This is a genomic window from Streptomyces sp. NPDC088354, assembly GCF_044753585.1.
GTDB lineage: Bacteria > Actinomycetota > Actinomycetes > Streptomycetales > Streptomycetaceae > Actinacidiphila.
In genome coordinates this window covers 358047-373659 of record NZ_JBIVNJ010000004.1, presented here as the reverse complement: position 1 = coordinate 373659, position 15613 = coordinate 358047, and the positions used below count along the sequence as shown (strand labels likewise).

Below are 15613 nucleotides of genomic sequence, written 5' to 3'. Positions count from 1 at the left end.
GCATACCAGGCCGAACGGGAGCAATCGGTATGAGCGACTGGTGGTACCGCAACATCATCGAGCCGGGAAAGCTGCCACTGCTCCTCGCCCTCTTCGCCTTCGTCGCGACCTTCGTGATCACACGGACCATCACCCGCCTGATCCGCGCCGGAAAGGGCCCGTTCCGGAACATCTCCTCGGGCGGGACGCACATCCACCACGTGGTGCCCGGCATCATCCTCATGACGATCGGCGGCTTCGGGGCCGTGGCCAGTTCCACGCACGGCTTCGGGGCGGGGCTGGCGGCCGTGGTCTTCGGCATCGGAGCGGGGCTCGTGCTCGACGAGTTCGCGCTGGTGCTCTACCTGGACGACGTGTACTGGAGCGAGCGCGGCCGCAAGAGCGTGGAGGCCGTCGTGATCACCTTCTCCCTTGTGCTCATGCTGCTCGGCGGCCTCGCCCCGTTCGAGGTCGACTCGCTCTCCGCCGACCAGCAGCAGAACCGCCTGACGGCGGTCCTCACGATCGTCGTCAACTTCCTCTTCGTCCTGGCCGCCCTGGTGAAGGGCAAGTTCCGCACCGCCGTGGTGGGCGTCTTCGTGCCCTTCGTCGCCCTGGTCGGCGCACTCCGGCTGGCCCGCCCGGACTCCCTGTGGGCCGAGCGGCTGTACGGGCGGCGCCCGAGGACGGCCCACCGCGCGGAACTGCGCGCCGCCAGGCACGCCGCCCGCTGGCGGGGCCCGACGCGGCGCTTGCAGGACTGGCTCGGCGGCTTCACCGAGCACTGATCGGGCCGGGGCAGGCGGCACGGACCTGTGCCGCGCACGACAGAGGTGACCCGCAGTGACGCCCGCGGGGAGTGCCGCGGGGCGGCGTGCGATGCTCACCGGCGGGGCGACGGCAGCCGGGGGACGCCGGGGAAGCCGTCCGCCGCGGTTCGCCGGCCGGATCCGCCGCACCGGTCCGGTCCGCAGCCCGTGCCGCGCCCCGGAACCGGCCGGAGCAACGCGAGGCTCGGCCGCGCCTGTTCCAGGGTTCGGCGCGACCTCGTCCGGGTGCCTGATCACGGAGACCGGTGCGGATTGCGGGGCACGAAGCCGAGCCGCGGGGACCGTCCGGTGACGCCCCATCCGCCGCGCGCACCCGGCGAACCGGCGCGTACGACGCGCGGGTGCACCTGCCGCGCGCCGCGTACGGCCGGCCGGTCGTGCGGTCACGCTGAGGGTCCGGCGAGGCGGTCAGGCCTCAAGACGCGCTCGTGCCCTTGCGGGCCGTCACCTCGGGTCGGGTGTCTTGGCCTGGCGCGGTTCGCCGCTCGCCTGCCCGGCCGGGTGCCAGTCCGGCGTGCGGAGGGCGATGCGCTGCGCGACGAGCGTGCGCGTCGCGGTCGGCCGGCCGGTCGTGCCGGTCACCTTAAGGGGCCGCCGAGGCCGTCAGGCCTCAGGCGCGTTCGGGCAGTTCGGCGGAGAGTGCCGCGGCGGCCTTGAGCAGCGGCAGTACGAGCAGCGCCCCCGTGCCCTCGCCGGCCGTCACCTTCAGGTCCAGCTGCGGTTCGATCGACAGCCGGTCCAGTGCCTTGGCCTGGCCCGGTTCGCCGCTCGCCTGCCCGGCCAGCCACCAGTCCGGCGCACGGAAGGCGATGCGCTGCGCGACGAGCGCGCACGCCGCCGACACCACGCCGTCCAGGACCACGGGCAGCTTGCGCACCGCCGCCTGCAGCAGGAAGCCGGTGATCGCGGCCACGTCGGCGCCGCCCACCGCGGCCAGCAGCTCCAACTGGTCGCCCAGGACCGGCCGCGCCCGGCGCAGCGCGTCCCGGATCGCCGCGCACTTGCGCATCCAGGCCACGTCGTCGATGCCGGAGCCGCGGCCCGTCACCACGGACGCGTCCGTGCCGCAGAGCGCGGCGATGAGCACCCCGGCGACCGTGGTGCCGCCGACGCTCAGATCGCCGAGCAGGACCAGGTCGGTGCCGGAGTCCGCCTCCTCGTCGGCGACCGCCATGCCCGCGCGGAACGCGGCCTCGGCCTCCTCGGCCGTCAGCGCGTCCTCGACGTCGATCCGGCCCGAGCCGCGCCGCACCCGGTGCGCCGTGACCTCGGCGGGCAGTTCCTCGGCGGGGGTGTCCACACCGACGTCCACCACCCGGACCACCGCGCCGTACTGACGCGCCAGCACGTTCACCGGCGACGCCCCGTCCAGGACCGCGCGGACCAGCTCCACGGCGGTGCCCGCCGGGCGCGCCGACACCTTCAGCGCCGCCACCCCGTGGTCGGCCGCGAACAGCACCGCCTTGGGGCGTTCGATCGGCCGCACGACGGCCGCGCTCTGCGCCGCGGAGAGCCACTCCGCGAGTTCGGCCAGGTTGCCCAGCGCCCCGGCCGGTCGCACCAGCCGCTGCCAGCGGTCGTGCGCGTCACGGCGTACGCCGGCGTCCGGGCGCTCCACGCGGGAGGCGAAGTCATCGAGATTCAGGCCGCTCACGGGATCGAACACTACCGTTCCACCGCGCCCCGCGCCGAGGTCAGCCCCGCAGCGTCAGCGTCTGTCCGGCCACGACCAGCAGCACGTGCTCCGACTCGCCGGCCACCATCGCGTTCAGCCGCCCCAGTTCGTCCCGGAAACGGCGCCCGCTCGCCGTGGCCGGGACCACGCCGGAACCCACCTCGTTGCTGACGGCGACCACGGTCCGCCGGGTGGCGCGCCAAGCCGCCGTCAACGCCTCCACACGACGGCGCAGTTCGCGCTCGCCGCCGTCCGCCCAGCTCGCGTCGGACCAGGCGCCGACCTCGTCCATCGCGTGCGTCAGCCAGAGCGACAGGCAGTCGACCAGCAGCGCCGGGCCCCCGTCCCGCCCGAGCAGCGGCACCAGGTCGCAGGTCTCCAGCGTCTGCCAGCCGCCCGGCCGCCGCTCCCGGTGCAGCGCCACGCGCCGCGCCCACTCCGGGTCCTCGTCCCGGGTCCCGCCGGTGGCGACGTACAGCACCTCCGGGAAGGCCGACAGCCGTCGCTCGGCCTCCGCCGACTTGCCAGAACGGGCCCCGCCCAGGACGAGGGTGCGGCGCGGCAGGTCCGGTACCTCGTGGAAGTCGCCGACGGTCAGCGTCGTCCCGTCCGGCACGGCGCGTGCGCCCAGCGCGGCCAGCCGGCGGCGCGTCTCCGGGCCGGGGTGCACCGCGTGGTCGAGGTGCACGGCGATCACGTCCGTCGTGCCGGTGACGGCTCCCGCGGCGCGCAGCCGGGCCAGCGCGTCGGGCCGCGCCACGACGTCCAGCAGCACCGTCCCGTACGGGCGTTCCGCCTCCGCGAGCCCGGCTGGGCCGCACTCCGGCGGCAGGTACAGCAGCCGTTCGCCCGTCGGCGCCACCACCTCGTACCCGGCCCCGGGCGCGTCCACCGGCACCGACCGGATCCGGTGCCGCGTCGGCAGCGTCATCTCCTGCCCGGCGGGCAGCCGCGCCGGGGCCGGCAGACCCGCGGGGATCTCCACCGCCGGTCCGTCGTGCGGATGGGACAGCAGCACCTGCCGCACACCGGCCAGCGAATGCCCCGACCGGGCGGCCGCCAGCGCCACGCCGGGCGTGAGGTCCAGCAGCAGCACCCCGTCCACGAGGAGGGAGGTCGCCGCCCGCGCCCGTTCGCCCACCGCCACCGCGCACGCCGCGCACGGGCAGCCGGGCAGCGGCAGGCCCTCGGGGCCCCCGGTGCCGAGAAGTGTCAGTTCCACGTCCCGATTCTTTCGCGTCCGCGCACGCTACGCTGCCGGGCAGGCACCCCGAGGGACGAGGAGACGGACATGGCGTGGACCTGGCGTTTCGAGAAGACCGACGGCACGGAGGTCGTACCCGCGGTCGAGCCCGAGGAGTTCACCACACAGGGCGACGCCGAGTCCTGGATCGGCGAGGTCTGGAAGGACCTGCTCCAGGGCGGCGCCGACCAGGTCGTCCTCTTCGAGGACTCCACCAAGATCTACGGCCCCATGAGCCTGCACGGCGACGAGTAGCCCGCGCCGCCGTCTCCGCGGTGTGGAGGGCGCCGTGCGGCGCCCTCCACACCGGGTGTTCCGCCGGGCGGGGTTCTAGAGCTCGCCCAGGGTCACACTGACCGTCTTCTCGTTGCCGTCGCGCACAAAGGTGACGTCCACCTTCTTGCCCGGGGCGGAGGGGGCCAGCGCCTCGGAGAGCGCCTGGGAGGTCTGGATCTGGGTGTTGCCGACGCCGATGATGATGTCGCCGGGCTCGATGCCCGCCTTGGCGGCCGGGCCGCCCCGGACGACGGAGATGACGGCGACGCCGGCCGGGCTGAAGTCCGGCCCGAGCACGGTGCGGCCGGTGACGCCGAGGGCGGCCCGCCCGGACGAGGTGACCTTGCCGTCCTTGATGATCTGATCGGCGATACGGGTGATCGTCGAGGAGGGGATCGCGAAGCCGATGCCCGGCGCCGAGTTGTTCCCGTTCCCGGAGGACGGGTTGATCGCGCCGAGGGTGGGGATGCCGATGATCTCGCCGGACAGGTTGACCAGCGCCCCGCCGCTGTTGCCCGGGTTGATGGGCGCGGAGGTCTGCACCAGGTTGGCGATGGTGGCCCCGGGGGTGCCGCCGGACGCCGTCTCGGTGACGGTGCGGCCGAGGGCGGAGACGATGCCCTGGGTGACGCTGCCGCTGAGCCCCAGCGGGCTGCCCATGGCGAGCGCGATCTGCCCCACCTCGACCTTGGACGAGTCCGCGAAGCGTGCCGCGCGCAGCCCCGACGGCGGCTTCTCCAGGGCGATCACCGCGAGGTCCTGCTCCGGGTAGCTCGCCACCAGCGTGGCCTTCTGCGGCTCGTTGTCGTTGGCCAGCGTCACCTGGAAGGTGGTGTTCTTCCCGACGACATGGGCGTTGGTGACGATGTGGCCCTTGGTGTCGTAGACGATGCCGGAACCGAGCTCCTCGGACGTCGTGATCTGCACGACCGAGGGCAGCACGTTCCGGACCACGTCCTGGTAGTTGTCCTGCAGCTCGCGGGCGCCGGTCGCCTCCGAGACCTCCGGCGCCGCGGACGTCTTCGCCGCGGGGGACTGGGGGGAGGAGGGGGAGCCGGAGGTGCATCCGGCGAGCATCAGCAGCGTCGCGGTCGCCGCGCACAAGGCCCCGAGCGTCCGTCGGGAGGTCGGCATGGAATCGGTCATGCCGGAAGTGTCGCTTTCGGCACACTCTGTGGCGTGTAGCCCGCCCCGGTCAGTCCCGGACGCCGCACAGATGCAGCAGTGCCGCCACCGAACGGTACGGATCGGTGCGCCCGGCGAGCTCCTCCGCGGCGAGCAGTTCCTCCGGCACCTCGGCGGGCACGGCGTCGTCACCGTCCGGGGCGGTGTCGGTGAAGATCCGCACTCCGTACCAGGCGTGCAGCGGAGCGCCGATGCCGTTCAGGGTGGTGGTGAGTGCCGCGAGCCGGTCGGCGCGGGCGGTCACTCCCAGCCGGTTGGTGTACGTGGTGCCGCCGCCCGAGAGCGCGGCCAGCGCGGTCGTCCAGTCGCCCTGCAGCGCGGGGCGCATCGCCAGCGCGTCGGCGTTGCGCACCAGCAGGGAGAGCAGCCCGCCCGGAGCCAGTACGCGGGCCAGCCCGGCGAGCATCGGGTCGGGCTCGGGCACGTACATGAGCACCCCGTGGCAGAGCACCACGTCGAAGCTGCCGGGCCCGAAGTACCGGCCGGTCTCCCGGCCGTCGCCCTCGACCAGGGTGACGCGCTCGCGTATGCCCTCGGGCTCGGTGGCCAGCGCCGCGCGCAGCGTGCCCGCCATCGCCGGATCGGCCTCCAGGCCGGTGACGAGGTGGCCGGCGCGCGCCAGCCGCAGGGCCTGGGTCCCCTGGCCGGGGCCGACGTCGAGGACGCGCAGCCGGCGGCCCACCGGGAAGCGGGCGGTGATCTGCTCGTCGAGCTGGCGGGCCACCAGCTCCTGGCGCACTGTGTTCCGGAGTCCGCCCAGCCCGTCCAGCCAGCGGCCGGCGACGGAGGCGAACCCGCCGTCCGCGCTCAGAGCTGCTTCGTGCCGCGCTTGACCTGCGGCTTGGGCAGGCGCAGGCGGCGCATCTGGAGGGACCGCATCAACGCGTAGGGAACGGCGCCCCGGGTGTTCTGGCCGGGGAAGCGCTTGGCCAGTTCGCGGCGCAGGAGGAAGGCGGAGACGGCCGAGTCGACGACGATCACCACGATCACCACCAGCCACAGCAGCAGCGAGAGCTGCTTGAGCGCCTCGTTCTGCACGATGCTCAGCACGAGGATGACCACGGCCATCGGCAGGAAGAACTCGGCGGCGCGGAAGCGGGAGTCCACGTAGTCGCGGGCGAACTTGCGCACCGGGCCCTTGTCACGCACGGGCAGGTAGCGCTCGTCGCCGTTCATCAGCGCCTCGCGCTGCTTGGACATGTCCGCGCGGCGCGCGTCGCGCGCCTGCCTGGCCGCCGCCTTGCGGTCGCCGGGCGCGGTCACGACCTTGCGCCGCTGCGTCTGGGCCTCGCTGCGCTTGGGGGTAGGACGGCCCTTGGGGGCCTGCGGGTCACGGGTCTGCCGGTCCTCGACCACCGTGGTGGCTGAGGCCTGCTCATCTTGAGAACGACGTCGGAACACAACACCAAGGTTACGTGGTCGCCGACCGGACCCCCAGCCCCTCACCTACTCCCTGGGCCTGAGGTCACCGAACTGTGATCGTTCTCAAGGATGAGCGCTTCCGCAGCAGAACAGTGGGGTAATGGAACCACGCCCCGTACTGTGGGGTCTGTAGATGGTGTGCCGGCCAGCCGACTGAAGGGGGCGCGCGAGGCCCATGAGCGGTGTCATGAAGCGGATGGGGATGATCTTCCGCGCGAAGGCCAACAAGGCCCTTGACCGGGCCGAGGATCCGCGCGAGACCCTCGACTACTCGTACCAGAAGCAGCTGGAGCTGCTGCAGAAGGTGCGCCGGGGAGTGGCGGACGTCGCGACGTCCCGCAAGCGCCTGGAGCTGCAGCTGAACCAGCTGCAGCAGCAGTCCGCGAAGTACGAGGACCAGGGCCGCAAAGCGCTCGCCCTGGGCCGTGAGGACCTGGCCCGCGAGGCGCTCTCGCGCCGGGCCGCGCTGCAGCAGCAGGTCACCGACCTGGAGACGCAGCACCAGACGCTGCAGGGCGAGGAGGAGAAGCTCACCCTCGCCGCCCAGCGGCTGCAGGCCAAGGTGGACGCCTTCCGCACCAAGAAGGAGACCATCAAGGCCACCTACAGCGCCGCCAAGGCCCAGACCCAGATCGGCGAGGCCTTCTCCGGCATCTCCGAGGAGATGGGCGACGTCGGCCTGGCGATCCAGCGGGCCGAGGACAAGACCGAGCAGCTGCGCGCCCGCGCGGGGGCCCTGGACGAGCTCCTGGCATCGGGCGCGCTGGACGACCCGACCGGCATCGCCAAGGACGACATCCAGGCCGAGCTGGACCGGCTCTCCGGCGGCAGCGACGTGGAGCTGGAACTGCAGCGCATGAAGGCCGAGCTCGCCGGGGGTTCCCCGCAGCAGGCCCTCGAGAGCGGGCAGCCCGGTCAGCCGCGCCAGCAGCAGGCGCAGCCCCAGGACCAGCCGCGTTTCGACAAGCAGTAGCAAGCAAGCAGTAACGAGCAGTGGCGAGCACGGACCGGCAGAGGGAAGAAGCGTCGAGGCACCCCTGAGGAGGGCGTCGTGATCGTGAGGATCATGGGCGAGGGCCAGGTGACGGTGGACGCGAGCCACCTCGCCGAACTCAACAGGCTCGACGACGAGCTCCTGGCCGGGATGGAGAAGGGCGACGAGACCGCGTTCCGGCGCACGCTGACCGCGCTCCTCGACGCGGTCCGCAGGCTCGGCACACCGCTTCCGGACGACTCCCTGGAGCCGTCCGAGCTGATCCTGCCCGGCCCGGACGCCACCTTGGAGGAGGTCCGGGCCATGCTCCGCTGGGGGTCCCCCCAGACGGAGTCCGGGGGAGGACTGATCCCCGGCTGACCGACGCACCAGCGCACCCGACCGTGCCCCGGCCCCGGTTCCGCACCGGACCGGGGCACGGTCGTTCCGCGGGGCCCGTACCGTTGGGCAGCGTGCAGCATCGTTCCATGCGGGACCGGGCCCGCCTGTGGCCGACGGCCCACCCCGTCGCCCTCGACGCCGGGCTGGCGGCCGCGGTTCTGGCGATCATCCTCGGCAACATGTTCATCGGGCCGCACGCGGAGCGGTACGACACCTCCGTCACCGACATCGTGCTCAGCGTCGTCGCCTGCGCCGCTCTGCTGCTGCGCCGCCGCAGCCCGCTGGGCGTGCTGGTGTTCACCGGCGCGGTCACCGTCGTCTACCTGCTCACCGCGAGCGGCGACAGCCGGGGCCCGGTGGCCGGCGCCGTCATCGTCGCGCTGTACTCGGCCTCCGCCCGCACCGATCGCGCCACCACCTTCCGCATCGGGCTCGCCTCCTGCCTGGTGCTGACCGTGGTCGCCATGCTCTTCGGGGCCAGGCCCTGGTACTCCGCCGAGAACATCGCCCTGTTCGCCTGGTCCGGCATGGCCGCCGCGGCCGGTGAGGCCACCCGCAGCCGGCGCGCCTACATCGTCGCCGTCGAGGAGCGGGCCGAGCGCGCGGAGCGGACCCGGGAGGAGGAGGCCAAGCGGCGGGTCGCGGAGGAGCGCATGCGCATCGCCCGCGAGCTGCACGACGTGGTCGCCCATCACATCGCCCTGGTCAACGTCCAGGCCGGCGTCGCCGCCCACGTCATGGACACCCGGCCCGACCAGGCCAAGCAGGCCCTGGCCCACGTCCGCGAGGCCAGCCGTTCCGCCCTGGACGAGCTGCGCGCCACCGTGGGACTGCTCCGCCAGTCCGGCGATCCCGCGGCGCCCATGGAACCCGCGCCGGGACTCGGCGTCCTGGACCAGCTCGTCGAGGGCTTCCGGCGGGCCGGACTGCCGGTCGACGTCGCCGAGGACGGCGCCGGCACGCTGCCCGCGACCGTCGACCTGACCGCCTACCGGCTGATCCAGGAGTCACTGACCAACGTCCACAAGCACGCCGGCCGGGGCGCCCGTGCCGAAGTGCGGATCGCCCGCGCCGCCGGGGCCCTGGAGGTCACCGTCGTGGACCGCGGCGGCCGCCCCGACGCCGCCGTCCCGGCCCCCGCCGCCCCCGGCGGCGGCCACGGCCTCATCGGCATGCGGGAACGCGCCGCGGCCCTCGGCGGCACCTGCGAGGCGGGTCCGTGTCCGGACGGCGGGTTCCGTGTGCACGCCCGGCTTCCGCTGGCGGTGACCGCCTGAGGGCGGCACGGGCACCCGGCGGCAGTGGGAGGATGCCCCCATGATCAGGGTGCTGCTCGCCGACGACCAGGCGCTGCTGCGGGGCGCGTTCCGCGTCCTCGTGGAGTCCGAGCCGGACATGGAGGTCGTCGGGGAGGCCTCCGACGGCGCCGAGGCGATCGCGATGGCCCGCAGCACTCGGGCCGACGTCGTGCTCATGGACATCCGGATGCCCGGCACGGACGGCCTGGCCGCGACCCGGGCGATCACCGGCGACGAGGACCTGGCGGGAGTGGCGGTGCTGGTCCTCACCACCTTCGAGGCCGACGAGTACGTGGCCCAGGCGCTGCGCGCCGGCGCCGCCGGATTCCTCGGCAAGGGCGCCGAGCCCGACGAGCTGCTGGGCGCGATCCGCACCGTCGCCGCCGGGGACGCGCTGCTGTCGCCGTCCGCGACGAAGAGCCTGATCGGGCAGTTCCTGGCGCAGGCCGGCACACCGTCCCGTCCCGCCCCCGAGCTCGACGCGCTCACCGCCCGCGAGCGCGAGGTGCTGATCGAGGTCGCGATGGGCCTGCCGAACGACGAGATCGCCGAACGCCTCGGCGTGAGCCCGCTCACCGTCAAGACCCATGTGAACCGCACCATGGCCAAGCTGGGCGCCCGCGACCGCGCTCAGCTGGTCGTGGCGGCGTACGAGTCCGGCCTGGTGCGCCCGGCCGGGCGCTGAACTACGCCCGGCGCCGTACCGCAGCCGCAGTACGCGGCCGCCGCACACCACGACCTCGGAGTGAGAAAACCCCCCTCCCCGACAGGAGAAGCTGGGGTGGTCCGACGACCGATATCTGAATCCGCATCCTCTGACCCAGAGAAGAGACCGCACCACGATGTCCTGGCTGTCCAGAATCAGCCTCGCCCAGCGCGCCCTGATCGCGCTCATGGCCGTGGTCGCCGTCGTATTCGGCGCGATCGCGATACCTTCGCTCAAGCAGCAGCTGCTGCCCTCCATCGACCTGCCCATCGTCTCGGTGATCACGACCTTCCAGGGTGCCTCGCCCGATGTCGTCGAGAAGCAGGTCGTCGAGCCGATCGAGGACGGCATCAAGGGTGTCGACGGGATCACCGGCATCACCTCGACGGCCAGCGAGGGCTCGGCCGTGATCATGGCCCAGTTCGACTACGGCAACGACAGCGACAAGCTGGTGGCCAACGTCCAGCAGGCAGTGAACCGGGTCTCCTCGCGTCTGCCGGAGGCCGCGGACCCGCAGGTCGTGGCCGGCTCGACCGACGACATCCCGACCGTCGTGCTCGCCGCGACCTCCACCGGACTGGACCAGCAGGCGCTCGCCGACGGCCTGGACCGCTCGGTGGTCCCGGTGCTGCAGGACATCGACGGCGTCGGCCAGGTCACCGTCACCGGCGTCCAGGACCAGGTCGTCACGGTCACCCCGGACGACGCGAAGCTCGCCAGGGCCGGGATCGGCGCGGCCGCCGTGGTGCAGGCGCTGCAGGCCGGCGGCCACCCGGTGCCCGCCGGTTCCTTCGACGAGAACGGCAAGAGCCGTACCGTCCAGGTCGGCGGCGAGTACGCCTCGCTGGACGAGATCAAGGACCTGCGCGTCCCGGCGGGCGCCAAGCCCGTGCGGCTCGGTGACATCGCCACCGTCGTCGAGGCGCCGGACGCCACCGACTCCATCACGCGCACCGACGGCGAGCCGAGCCTCGGCATCGCCGTCACCATGACCCAGGACGGCAGCGCCGTCGCGGTCTCCACGGCGGTCAAGGACAAGCTGGCGGACATGGAGCGGGACCTCGGCAAGGGCGCGAAGCTCACCGTCGTCAGCGACCAGGGTCCTGCGGTCTCCAAGTCGATCCACGGCCTGACCACCGAGGGCCTGCTGGGCCTGCTCTTCGCGGTCCTGGTCATCCTGGTCTTCCTGGCGTCGCTGCGCTCGACGCTGGTGACCGCGCTCTCCATCCCGCTGTCGGTCGTGCTGACGCTGATCGTGCTGTGGACCCGCGACCTGTCCCTCAACGTCCTCACGCTGGGCGCGCTGACGATCGCCATCGGCCGGGTCGTCGACGACTCCATCGTGGTGCTGGAGAACATCAAGCGGCACCTGGCCTACGGCGAGGAGAAGCACTCGGCGATCATCACCGCCGTGCGCGAGGTCTCCGGCGCGGTCACCGCGTCCACGCTCACCACGGTCGCGGTCTTCCTGCCGATCGGACTGGTCGGCGGCCTGGTCGGGGCGCTGTTCGGTTCCTTCTCGCTGACCGTGGCGGCCGCGCTGCTCTCCTCGCTGCTGGTCTCGCTGACGGTGGTGCCGGTGTTCTCGTACTGGTTCCTCAAGCCCCCGGCCGACGCCGGCACCGTGGACCCGGACGAGATCCGCCGGGCGGCGGAGGCGAAGGAGGCCGGCAGCCTGCTGCAGCGGCTGTACGTCCCGGTGCTGCGCTTCGCCACGCGCCGCCGCATCACCAGCGTCGTGATCGCGGTCGCGGTGCTGTTCTGCACCTTCGGCCTGGTCCCGCTGCTGAAGACGAACTTCTTCGACCAGGGCGACCAGGACACCCTGACGGTCAAGCAGCAACTCGCGCCGGGCACCGGCCTGAAGACCTCCGACGCCGCGGCCGGCAAGGTCGAGAAGCTGCTGGGAAGCATCGACGAGGTCAAGGACTACCAGGTCACCGTCGGTTCCTCCGGCTTCCTGGCGGCCTTCGGCGGCGGTACCGGCGCCAACCAGGCCAGCTTCCAGGTCCGTCTGAAGGACGCCGGCGACACCGCCGCCGCCCTGGACAAGATCCGCGCCGGCCTGAAGACGCTCGACGGCGTCGGCACCACCTCGGTCTCCGCGGGCGGCGGCTTCGGCAGCCAGAACCTGTCGGTCGTGGTGAAGGCCGCCGACGGCGACACCCTCGCCAAGGCCGCCGACCAGGTCCGCGACGCCGTGGCCGGACTGGACGACGTCACCGACGTCACCAGCGACCTCGCGCAGTCCGTGCCCCGGATCGAGGTCCACGCCAAGCAGGCCGAGGCTGCGAAGTACGGCCTCAACGACACCACCATCGGTGCCGCCGTCACCCAGGCCGTGCACGGCACGACCGTCGGCAAGGCGGTGCTGGACGACACCGAGCGCGATGTGCGGGTCACCTCCGAGCAGGGCGCCACGACCCTCGCCGGGCTCAAGGCGCTCACCATCGAGACCCCCGTGGGCCCGGTGAAGCTGGGCAAGGTCGCCGACGTGGTGGAGGCCCCCGGGCCGGTGCAGAAGACCCGGATCGACGGCGCTCGGGCGGCGACGATCACGGCGACGCCGACCGCCGACAACACCGGCGCCGTCAGCACCGCCCTGCAGAAGAAGATCAAGTCGCTCCACCTCCCCAAGGGGGCGACGGCCGAGATCGGCGGCGTCTCCTCGGACCAGGGCGACGCCTTCTCGGGGCTCGCGCTGGCGATGCTCGCCGCCGTCGCCATCGTCTTCATGCTGCTGGTCGGCACGTTCCGCAGCCTGGTCCAGCCGCTGGTGCTGCTGGTGTCCATCCCGTTCGCCTCGACCGGCGCCATCGGCCTGCTGCTCATCACCGGCACCCCCCTGGGTGTGCCGGCACTGATCGGCATGCTGATGCTCATCGGCGTCGTGGTGACCAACGCGATCGTGCTGATGGACCTCATCAACCAGTACCGCGCGCAGGGTTACGGCGTGGTGGAGGCGGTCATCGAGGGCGGCCGGCACCGTCTGCGGCCGATCCTGATGACGGCGCTGGCGACCATCTTCGCGCTGCTGCCGATGGCCCTCGGGGTCACCGGTGAGGGCGGCTTCATCGCCCAGCCGCTCGCCGTGGTCGTCATCGGCGGTCTGCTGACGTCGACGCTGCTCACGCTGCTGCTCGTGCCGACCCTCTACACGATGGTCGAGCTCCGCAAGGAGCGGCGGGCCAAGCGCAAGGCGCTCAAGCGGGCCGCGAAGGCGGGCGGTTCCGGCGCGGGCGAGGCCGAGCCGACGCCCGAGCTGACCAAGGTCTGACAGCCTTGAGCAGGGCCTGACGGCAGAGGGGCCAGGGGCGAACGCCCCAGGCCCCTCCCTGGTTCTCCCCGGTTTGCGCGGGGCGGGCCGGCGGGGGGGCCGGGGCCCCCCCCCCCCGGCCCCTCTGCCTGTTGTCCGTCTGTTGTCCGCCTGTCGTGAGCCCGTTGCGGCCGCGTTCGGCTCTCACAGGAAGAAGCCCGAGGGGATGTACGGCTCCGGCGGCCGCATCCCGCGCAGGCAGATCCAGCCGGACGTGCTCAGTTCCAGGCCCGCGGTCAGGCCGACGTCCACCGCCCACTGCTGCTCGGCCGTCAGATTGCCGACCCGTGCCGGGGTGCCCTCGGGCAGGCTCAGCAGCGCGGCCGTGAGCAGCCGGGTCGCCAGCCTGCGCGACGTGGCGGCGAGCAGCCGTACATACCCGTCCTCACCGACGTAGCAGTAGCCGCTTCCGGCGAGGTCGTCGACCACCAGCAGGCCGCTCTCGGTGAGCAGTTGGTCGTGGTCGGGACCGTGCGCGCCGCCCCGGGTGCGCCGGTCCACGGAGTCCATCATGTCGCGGTGCTCGGCCGACCCCTCGTGCACCGCCCCGTCCGGCGCCGGCAGGTCGCCCTTGCGGACGGCACCCTCCAGGCGCATCGCCGGGTGCAGCGCGAAGCCCGCCCGGCGGTAGGTCGCCGCCGCCCGCGCGTCGGGGGAACTGCAGATGATGCCGCGCAGGCAGCCGCGCCCGTAGGCCAGGGCGGCCGCGAGCAGTTCGCGTCCGACCCCCTGCCGCTGCGCGGACGGCAGCACGGCGAACAGCGACAGGCCCCATGTCCCCTCGCGGCGCGTCGACATGGAGACGCCCAGGGGCATGCCGGAGGTCTCGTCCACGGCCAGCCAGCAGCCACCGGGGTCGGTCCGCGCGACGTGCCGGTTGCGGCGGCGCAGCAGAGCGGCCCGCTCGGGAGGCATCCCCTCGGGCGGGCCGCTGCCGGGCAGGGCGTCGGAAGCGCCGAAGGCGGCGGCGGCCACGACCGCTATCGCGTCGGCGTCCTCGTCGGAGTCACGGAGGGGGCGAAGGATCATGCGCCCATCCTGCCCGCTACGGCAGGGCGAGCATCCGCTCCAGCGCGAGCTTGGCGAAGTGCTCGGTCTCCTCGTCGACTTGGATGCGGTTGACGACCTTGCCGTCGGCCAGCGACTCCAACGTCCACACCAGGTGCGGCAGGTCGATCCGGTTCATGGTCGAGCAGAAGCAGACGGTCTTGTCGAGGAAGACGATCTGCTTGTCCGGGTGCGCCTTGGCCAGCCGGCGCACGAGGTTGAGCTCGGTGCCGATCGCCCACGAGGAGCCGGCCGGGGCCGCCTCCAGCGCCTTGATGATGTACTCGGTCGAGCCGACCTGGTCGGCCGCGGCCACGACCTCGTGCTTGCACTCGGGGTGCACCAGGACGTTGACGCCGGGGATGCGGGCGCGGACGTCCTCGACCGACTCCAGCGAGAAGCGGCCGTGCACCGAGCAGTGGCCGCGCCACAGGATCATCCTGGCGTCGCGCAGCTGCTCCGTGGTGAGCCCGCCGTTCGGCTTGTGCGGGTTGTAGACGACGCAGTCCTCCAGGGAGAAGCCCATGTCGCGGACGGCGGTGTTGCGGCCGAGGTGCTGGTCGGGGAGGAAGAGCACCTTGTTCTCCCGGCCCTCGCCCTGCTCGAAGGCCCACTCCAGGGCGCGCTTGGCGTTGCTGGAGGTGCAGATCGTGCCGCCGTGCCGGCCGGTGAACGCCTTGATGTCGGCGGAGGAGTTCATGTACGAGACGGGCACGGTGACGTCGGCGACGCCGGCCTCGGTGAGCACGTCCCAGCACTCGGCGACCTGCTCGGCGGTGGCCATGTCGGCCATCGAGCAGCCGGCGGCCAGGTCGGGGAGGATCACCGCCTGGTCCTCGGAGGTCAGGATGTCCGCGGACTCGGCCATGAAGTGCACACCGCAGAAGACGATGTACTCGGCCTCGGGCCGGGCGGCGGCGTCGCGCGCCAGCTTGAAGGAGTCGCCGGTCACGTCGGCGAACTGGATGACCTCGTCGCGCTGGTAGTGGTGGCCCAGGACGAAGACCTTGTCGCCGAGTTTCTCCTTGGCGGCGCGGGCCCGTTCCACCAGGTCCGGGTCGGAGGCGGCAGGCAGGTCGCCGGGACAGTCCACACCGCGCTCGCTGCGGGGGTCGGACTCGCGGCCCAGGAGAAGCAGCGCGAGCGGGGTCGGCTGGACGTCCAGCGGTTCGGTGGTGGTGGTCACGGGCCCGGAGCCCTTTCTCTGCGGAACTGCGGCTCAACCTTTTCGTCTATTTGACGCTATCTATCATAACCCGTT

The 15613-nt window shown here is 72.8% G+C and carries 14 protein-coding genes; 7 read left to right on the top strand and 7 right to left on the bottom strand.

The window, feature by feature from the left end:
* Positions 1 to 29 precede the first annotated feature (29 nt).
* Positions 30 to 767 carry a hypothetical protein gene (locus ACIP98_RS10045; RefSeq protein WP_319662155.1) on the top strand — a complete coding sequence of 246 codons (738 nt, stop codon included), beginning with the start codon at positions 30 to 32 and terminating at the stop codon, positions 765 to 767.
* A 652-nt stretch (positions 768 to 1419) separates the two neighbouring features.
* Here the strand turns inward: ACIP98_RS10045 and cobT are convergent.
* Complete coding sequence (cobT, locus tag ACIP98_RS10040; protein ID WP_319662154.1) at positions 1420 to 2463, bottom strand: nicotinate-nucleotide--dimethylbenzimidazole phosphoribosyltransferase; 1044 nt, start codon at positions 2461 to 2463, stop codon at positions 1420 to 1422.
* A gap of 40 nt (positions 2464 to 2503) precedes the next feature.
* Positions 2504 to 3706: a bifunctional adenosylcobinamide kinase/adenosylcobinamide-phosphate guanylyltransferase gene (locus ACIP98_RS10035; protein WP_401974797.1), complete on the bottom strand. Its 1203-nt coding sequence runs from the start codon at positions 3704 to 3706 to the stop codon at positions 2504 to 2506.
* Between the two features lie 69 nt (positions 3707 to 3775).
* Between ACIP98_RS10035 and ACIP98_RS10030 the strand changes: the two genes are divergently transcribed.
* Complete coding sequence (locus ACIP98_RS10030; RefSeq protein WP_319662151.1) at positions 3776 to 3982, top strand: hypothetical protein; 207 nt, start codon at positions 3776 to 3778, stop codon at positions 3980 to 3982.
* 75 nt (positions 3983 to 4057) lie between these two features.
* Here ACIP98_RS10030 and ACIP98_RS10025 read toward each other — a convergent pair whose 3' ends face one another.
* From ACIP98_RS10025 to ACIP98_RS10015, 3 genes are read right to left on the bottom strand one after another with little or no spacing between them, the layout of a single operon-like run.
* Positions 4058 to 5149 carry a trypsin-like peptidase domain-containing protein gene (locus ACIP98_RS10025; protein WP_319662150.1) on the bottom strand — a complete coding sequence of 364 codons (1092 nt, stop codon included), beginning with the start codon at positions 5147 to 5149 and terminating at the stop codon, positions 4058 to 4060.
* A 49-nt stretch (positions 5150 to 5198) separates the two neighbouring features.
* Entirely contained in the window at positions 5199 to 5948 is a 750-nt protein-coding gene (locus tag ACIP98_RS10020; RefSeq protein WP_401974842.1) for a class I SAM-dependent methyltransferase, read from the bottom strand.
* 47 nt (positions 5949 to 5995) lie between these two features.
* Positions 5996 to 6589: a DUF3043 domain-containing protein gene (locus ACIP98_RS10015; protein WP_401974793.1), complete on the bottom strand. Its 594-nt coding sequence runs from the start codon at positions 6587 to 6589 to the stop codon at positions 5996 to 5998.
* A 196-nt stretch (positions 6590 to 6785) separates the two neighbouring features.
* Between ACIP98_RS10015 and ACIP98_RS10010 the strand changes: the two genes are divergently transcribed.
* From ACIP98_RS10010 to ACIP98_RS09990, 5 genes are all read left to right on the top strand, one after another.
* Positions 6786 to 7583 carry a PspA/IM30 family protein gene (locus ACIP98_RS10010; protein WP_401974791.1) on the top strand — a complete coding sequence of 266 codons (798 nt, stop codon included), beginning with the start codon at positions 6786 to 6788 and terminating at the stop codon, positions 7581 to 7583.
* 78 nt (positions 7584 to 7661) lie between these two features.
* Positions 7662 to 7964: a hypothetical protein gene (locus ACIP98_RS10005; RefSeq protein ID WP_319662147.1), complete on the top strand. Its 303-nt coding sequence runs from the start codon at positions 7662 to 7664 to the stop codon at positions 7962 to 7964.
* Between the two features lie 107 nt (positions 7965 to 8071).
* Positions 8072 to 9262 carry a histidine kinase gene (locus tag ACIP98_RS10000; protein ID WP_319662272.1) on the top strand — a complete coding sequence of 397 codons (1191 nt, stop codon included), beginning with the start codon at positions 8072 to 8074 and terminating at the stop codon, positions 9260 to 9262.
* A gap of 40 nt (positions 9263 to 9302) precedes the next feature.
* Entirely contained in the window at positions 9303 to 9968 is a 666-nt protein-coding gene (locus ACIP98_RS09995) for a response regulator transcription factor (RefSeq protein WP_319662146.1), read from the top strand.
* A gap of 157 nt (positions 9969 to 10125) precedes the next feature.
* A complete protein-coding gene (locus tag ACIP98_RS09990) occupies positions 10126 to 13266 on the top strand; it encodes an efflux RND transporter permease subunit (protein ID WP_319662145.1) in 3141 nt (1046 codons plus the stop codon).
* Positions 13267 to 13449: 183 nt separating this feature from the next.
* On the opposite strand, the gene ACIP98_RS09985 is transcribed toward ACIP98_RS09990, so the two are convergent.
* On the bottom strand, positions 13450 to 14334 hold the full coding sequence (locus tag ACIP98_RS09985; protein WP_401974787.1) for a GNAT family N-acetyltransferase: 885 nt from the start codon (positions 14332 to 14334) through the stop codon (positions 13450 to 13452).
* 16 nt (positions 14335 to 14350) lie between these two features.
* A complete protein-coding gene (gene nadA / locus ACIP98_RS09980; RefSeq protein WP_319662143.1) occupies positions 14351 to 15538 on the bottom strand; it encodes a quinolinate synthase NadA in 1188 nt (395 codons plus the stop codon).
* Positions 15539 to 15613: the final 75 nt, after the last annotated feature.

Excerpts from the sequence above, each read along its gene's own strand:
- ACIP98_RS10045 (WP_319662155.1), top strand. The coding sequence starts at position 30 with ATGAGCGACTGGTGGTACCGCAACATCATCGAGCCGGGAAAGCTGCCA.
- ACIP98_RS10030 (WP_319662151.1), top strand. The coding sequence starts at position 3,776 with ATGGCGTGGACCTGGCGTTTCGAGAAGACCGACGGCACGGAGGTCGTA.
- ACIP98_RS10025 (WP_319662150.1), bottom strand. The coding sequence starts at position 5,149 with ATGACCGATTCCATGCCGACCTCCCGACGGACGCTCGGGGCCTTGTGC.
- ACIP98_RS10010 (WP_401974791.1), top strand. The coding sequence starts at position 6,786 with ATGAGCGGTGTCATGAAGCGGATGGGGATGATCTTCCGCGCGAAGGCC.
- ACIP98_RS10000 (WP_319662272.1), top strand. The coding sequence starts at position 8,072 with ATGCGGGACCGGGCCCGCCTGTGGCCGACGGCCCACCCCGTCGCCCTC.
- ACIP98_RS09995 (WP_319662146.1), top strand. The coding sequence starts at position 9,303 with ATGATCAGGGTGCTGCTCGCCGACGACCAGGCGCTGCTGCGGGGCGCG.
- ACIP98_RS09990 (WP_319662145.1), top strand. The coding sequence starts at position 10,126 with ATGTCCTGGCTGTCCAGAATCAGCCTCGCCCAGCGCGCCCTGATCGCG.
- ACIP98_RS09985 (WP_401974787.1), bottom strand. The coding sequence starts at position 14,334 with ATGATCCTTCGCCCCCTCCGTGACTCCGACGAGGACGCCGACGCGATA.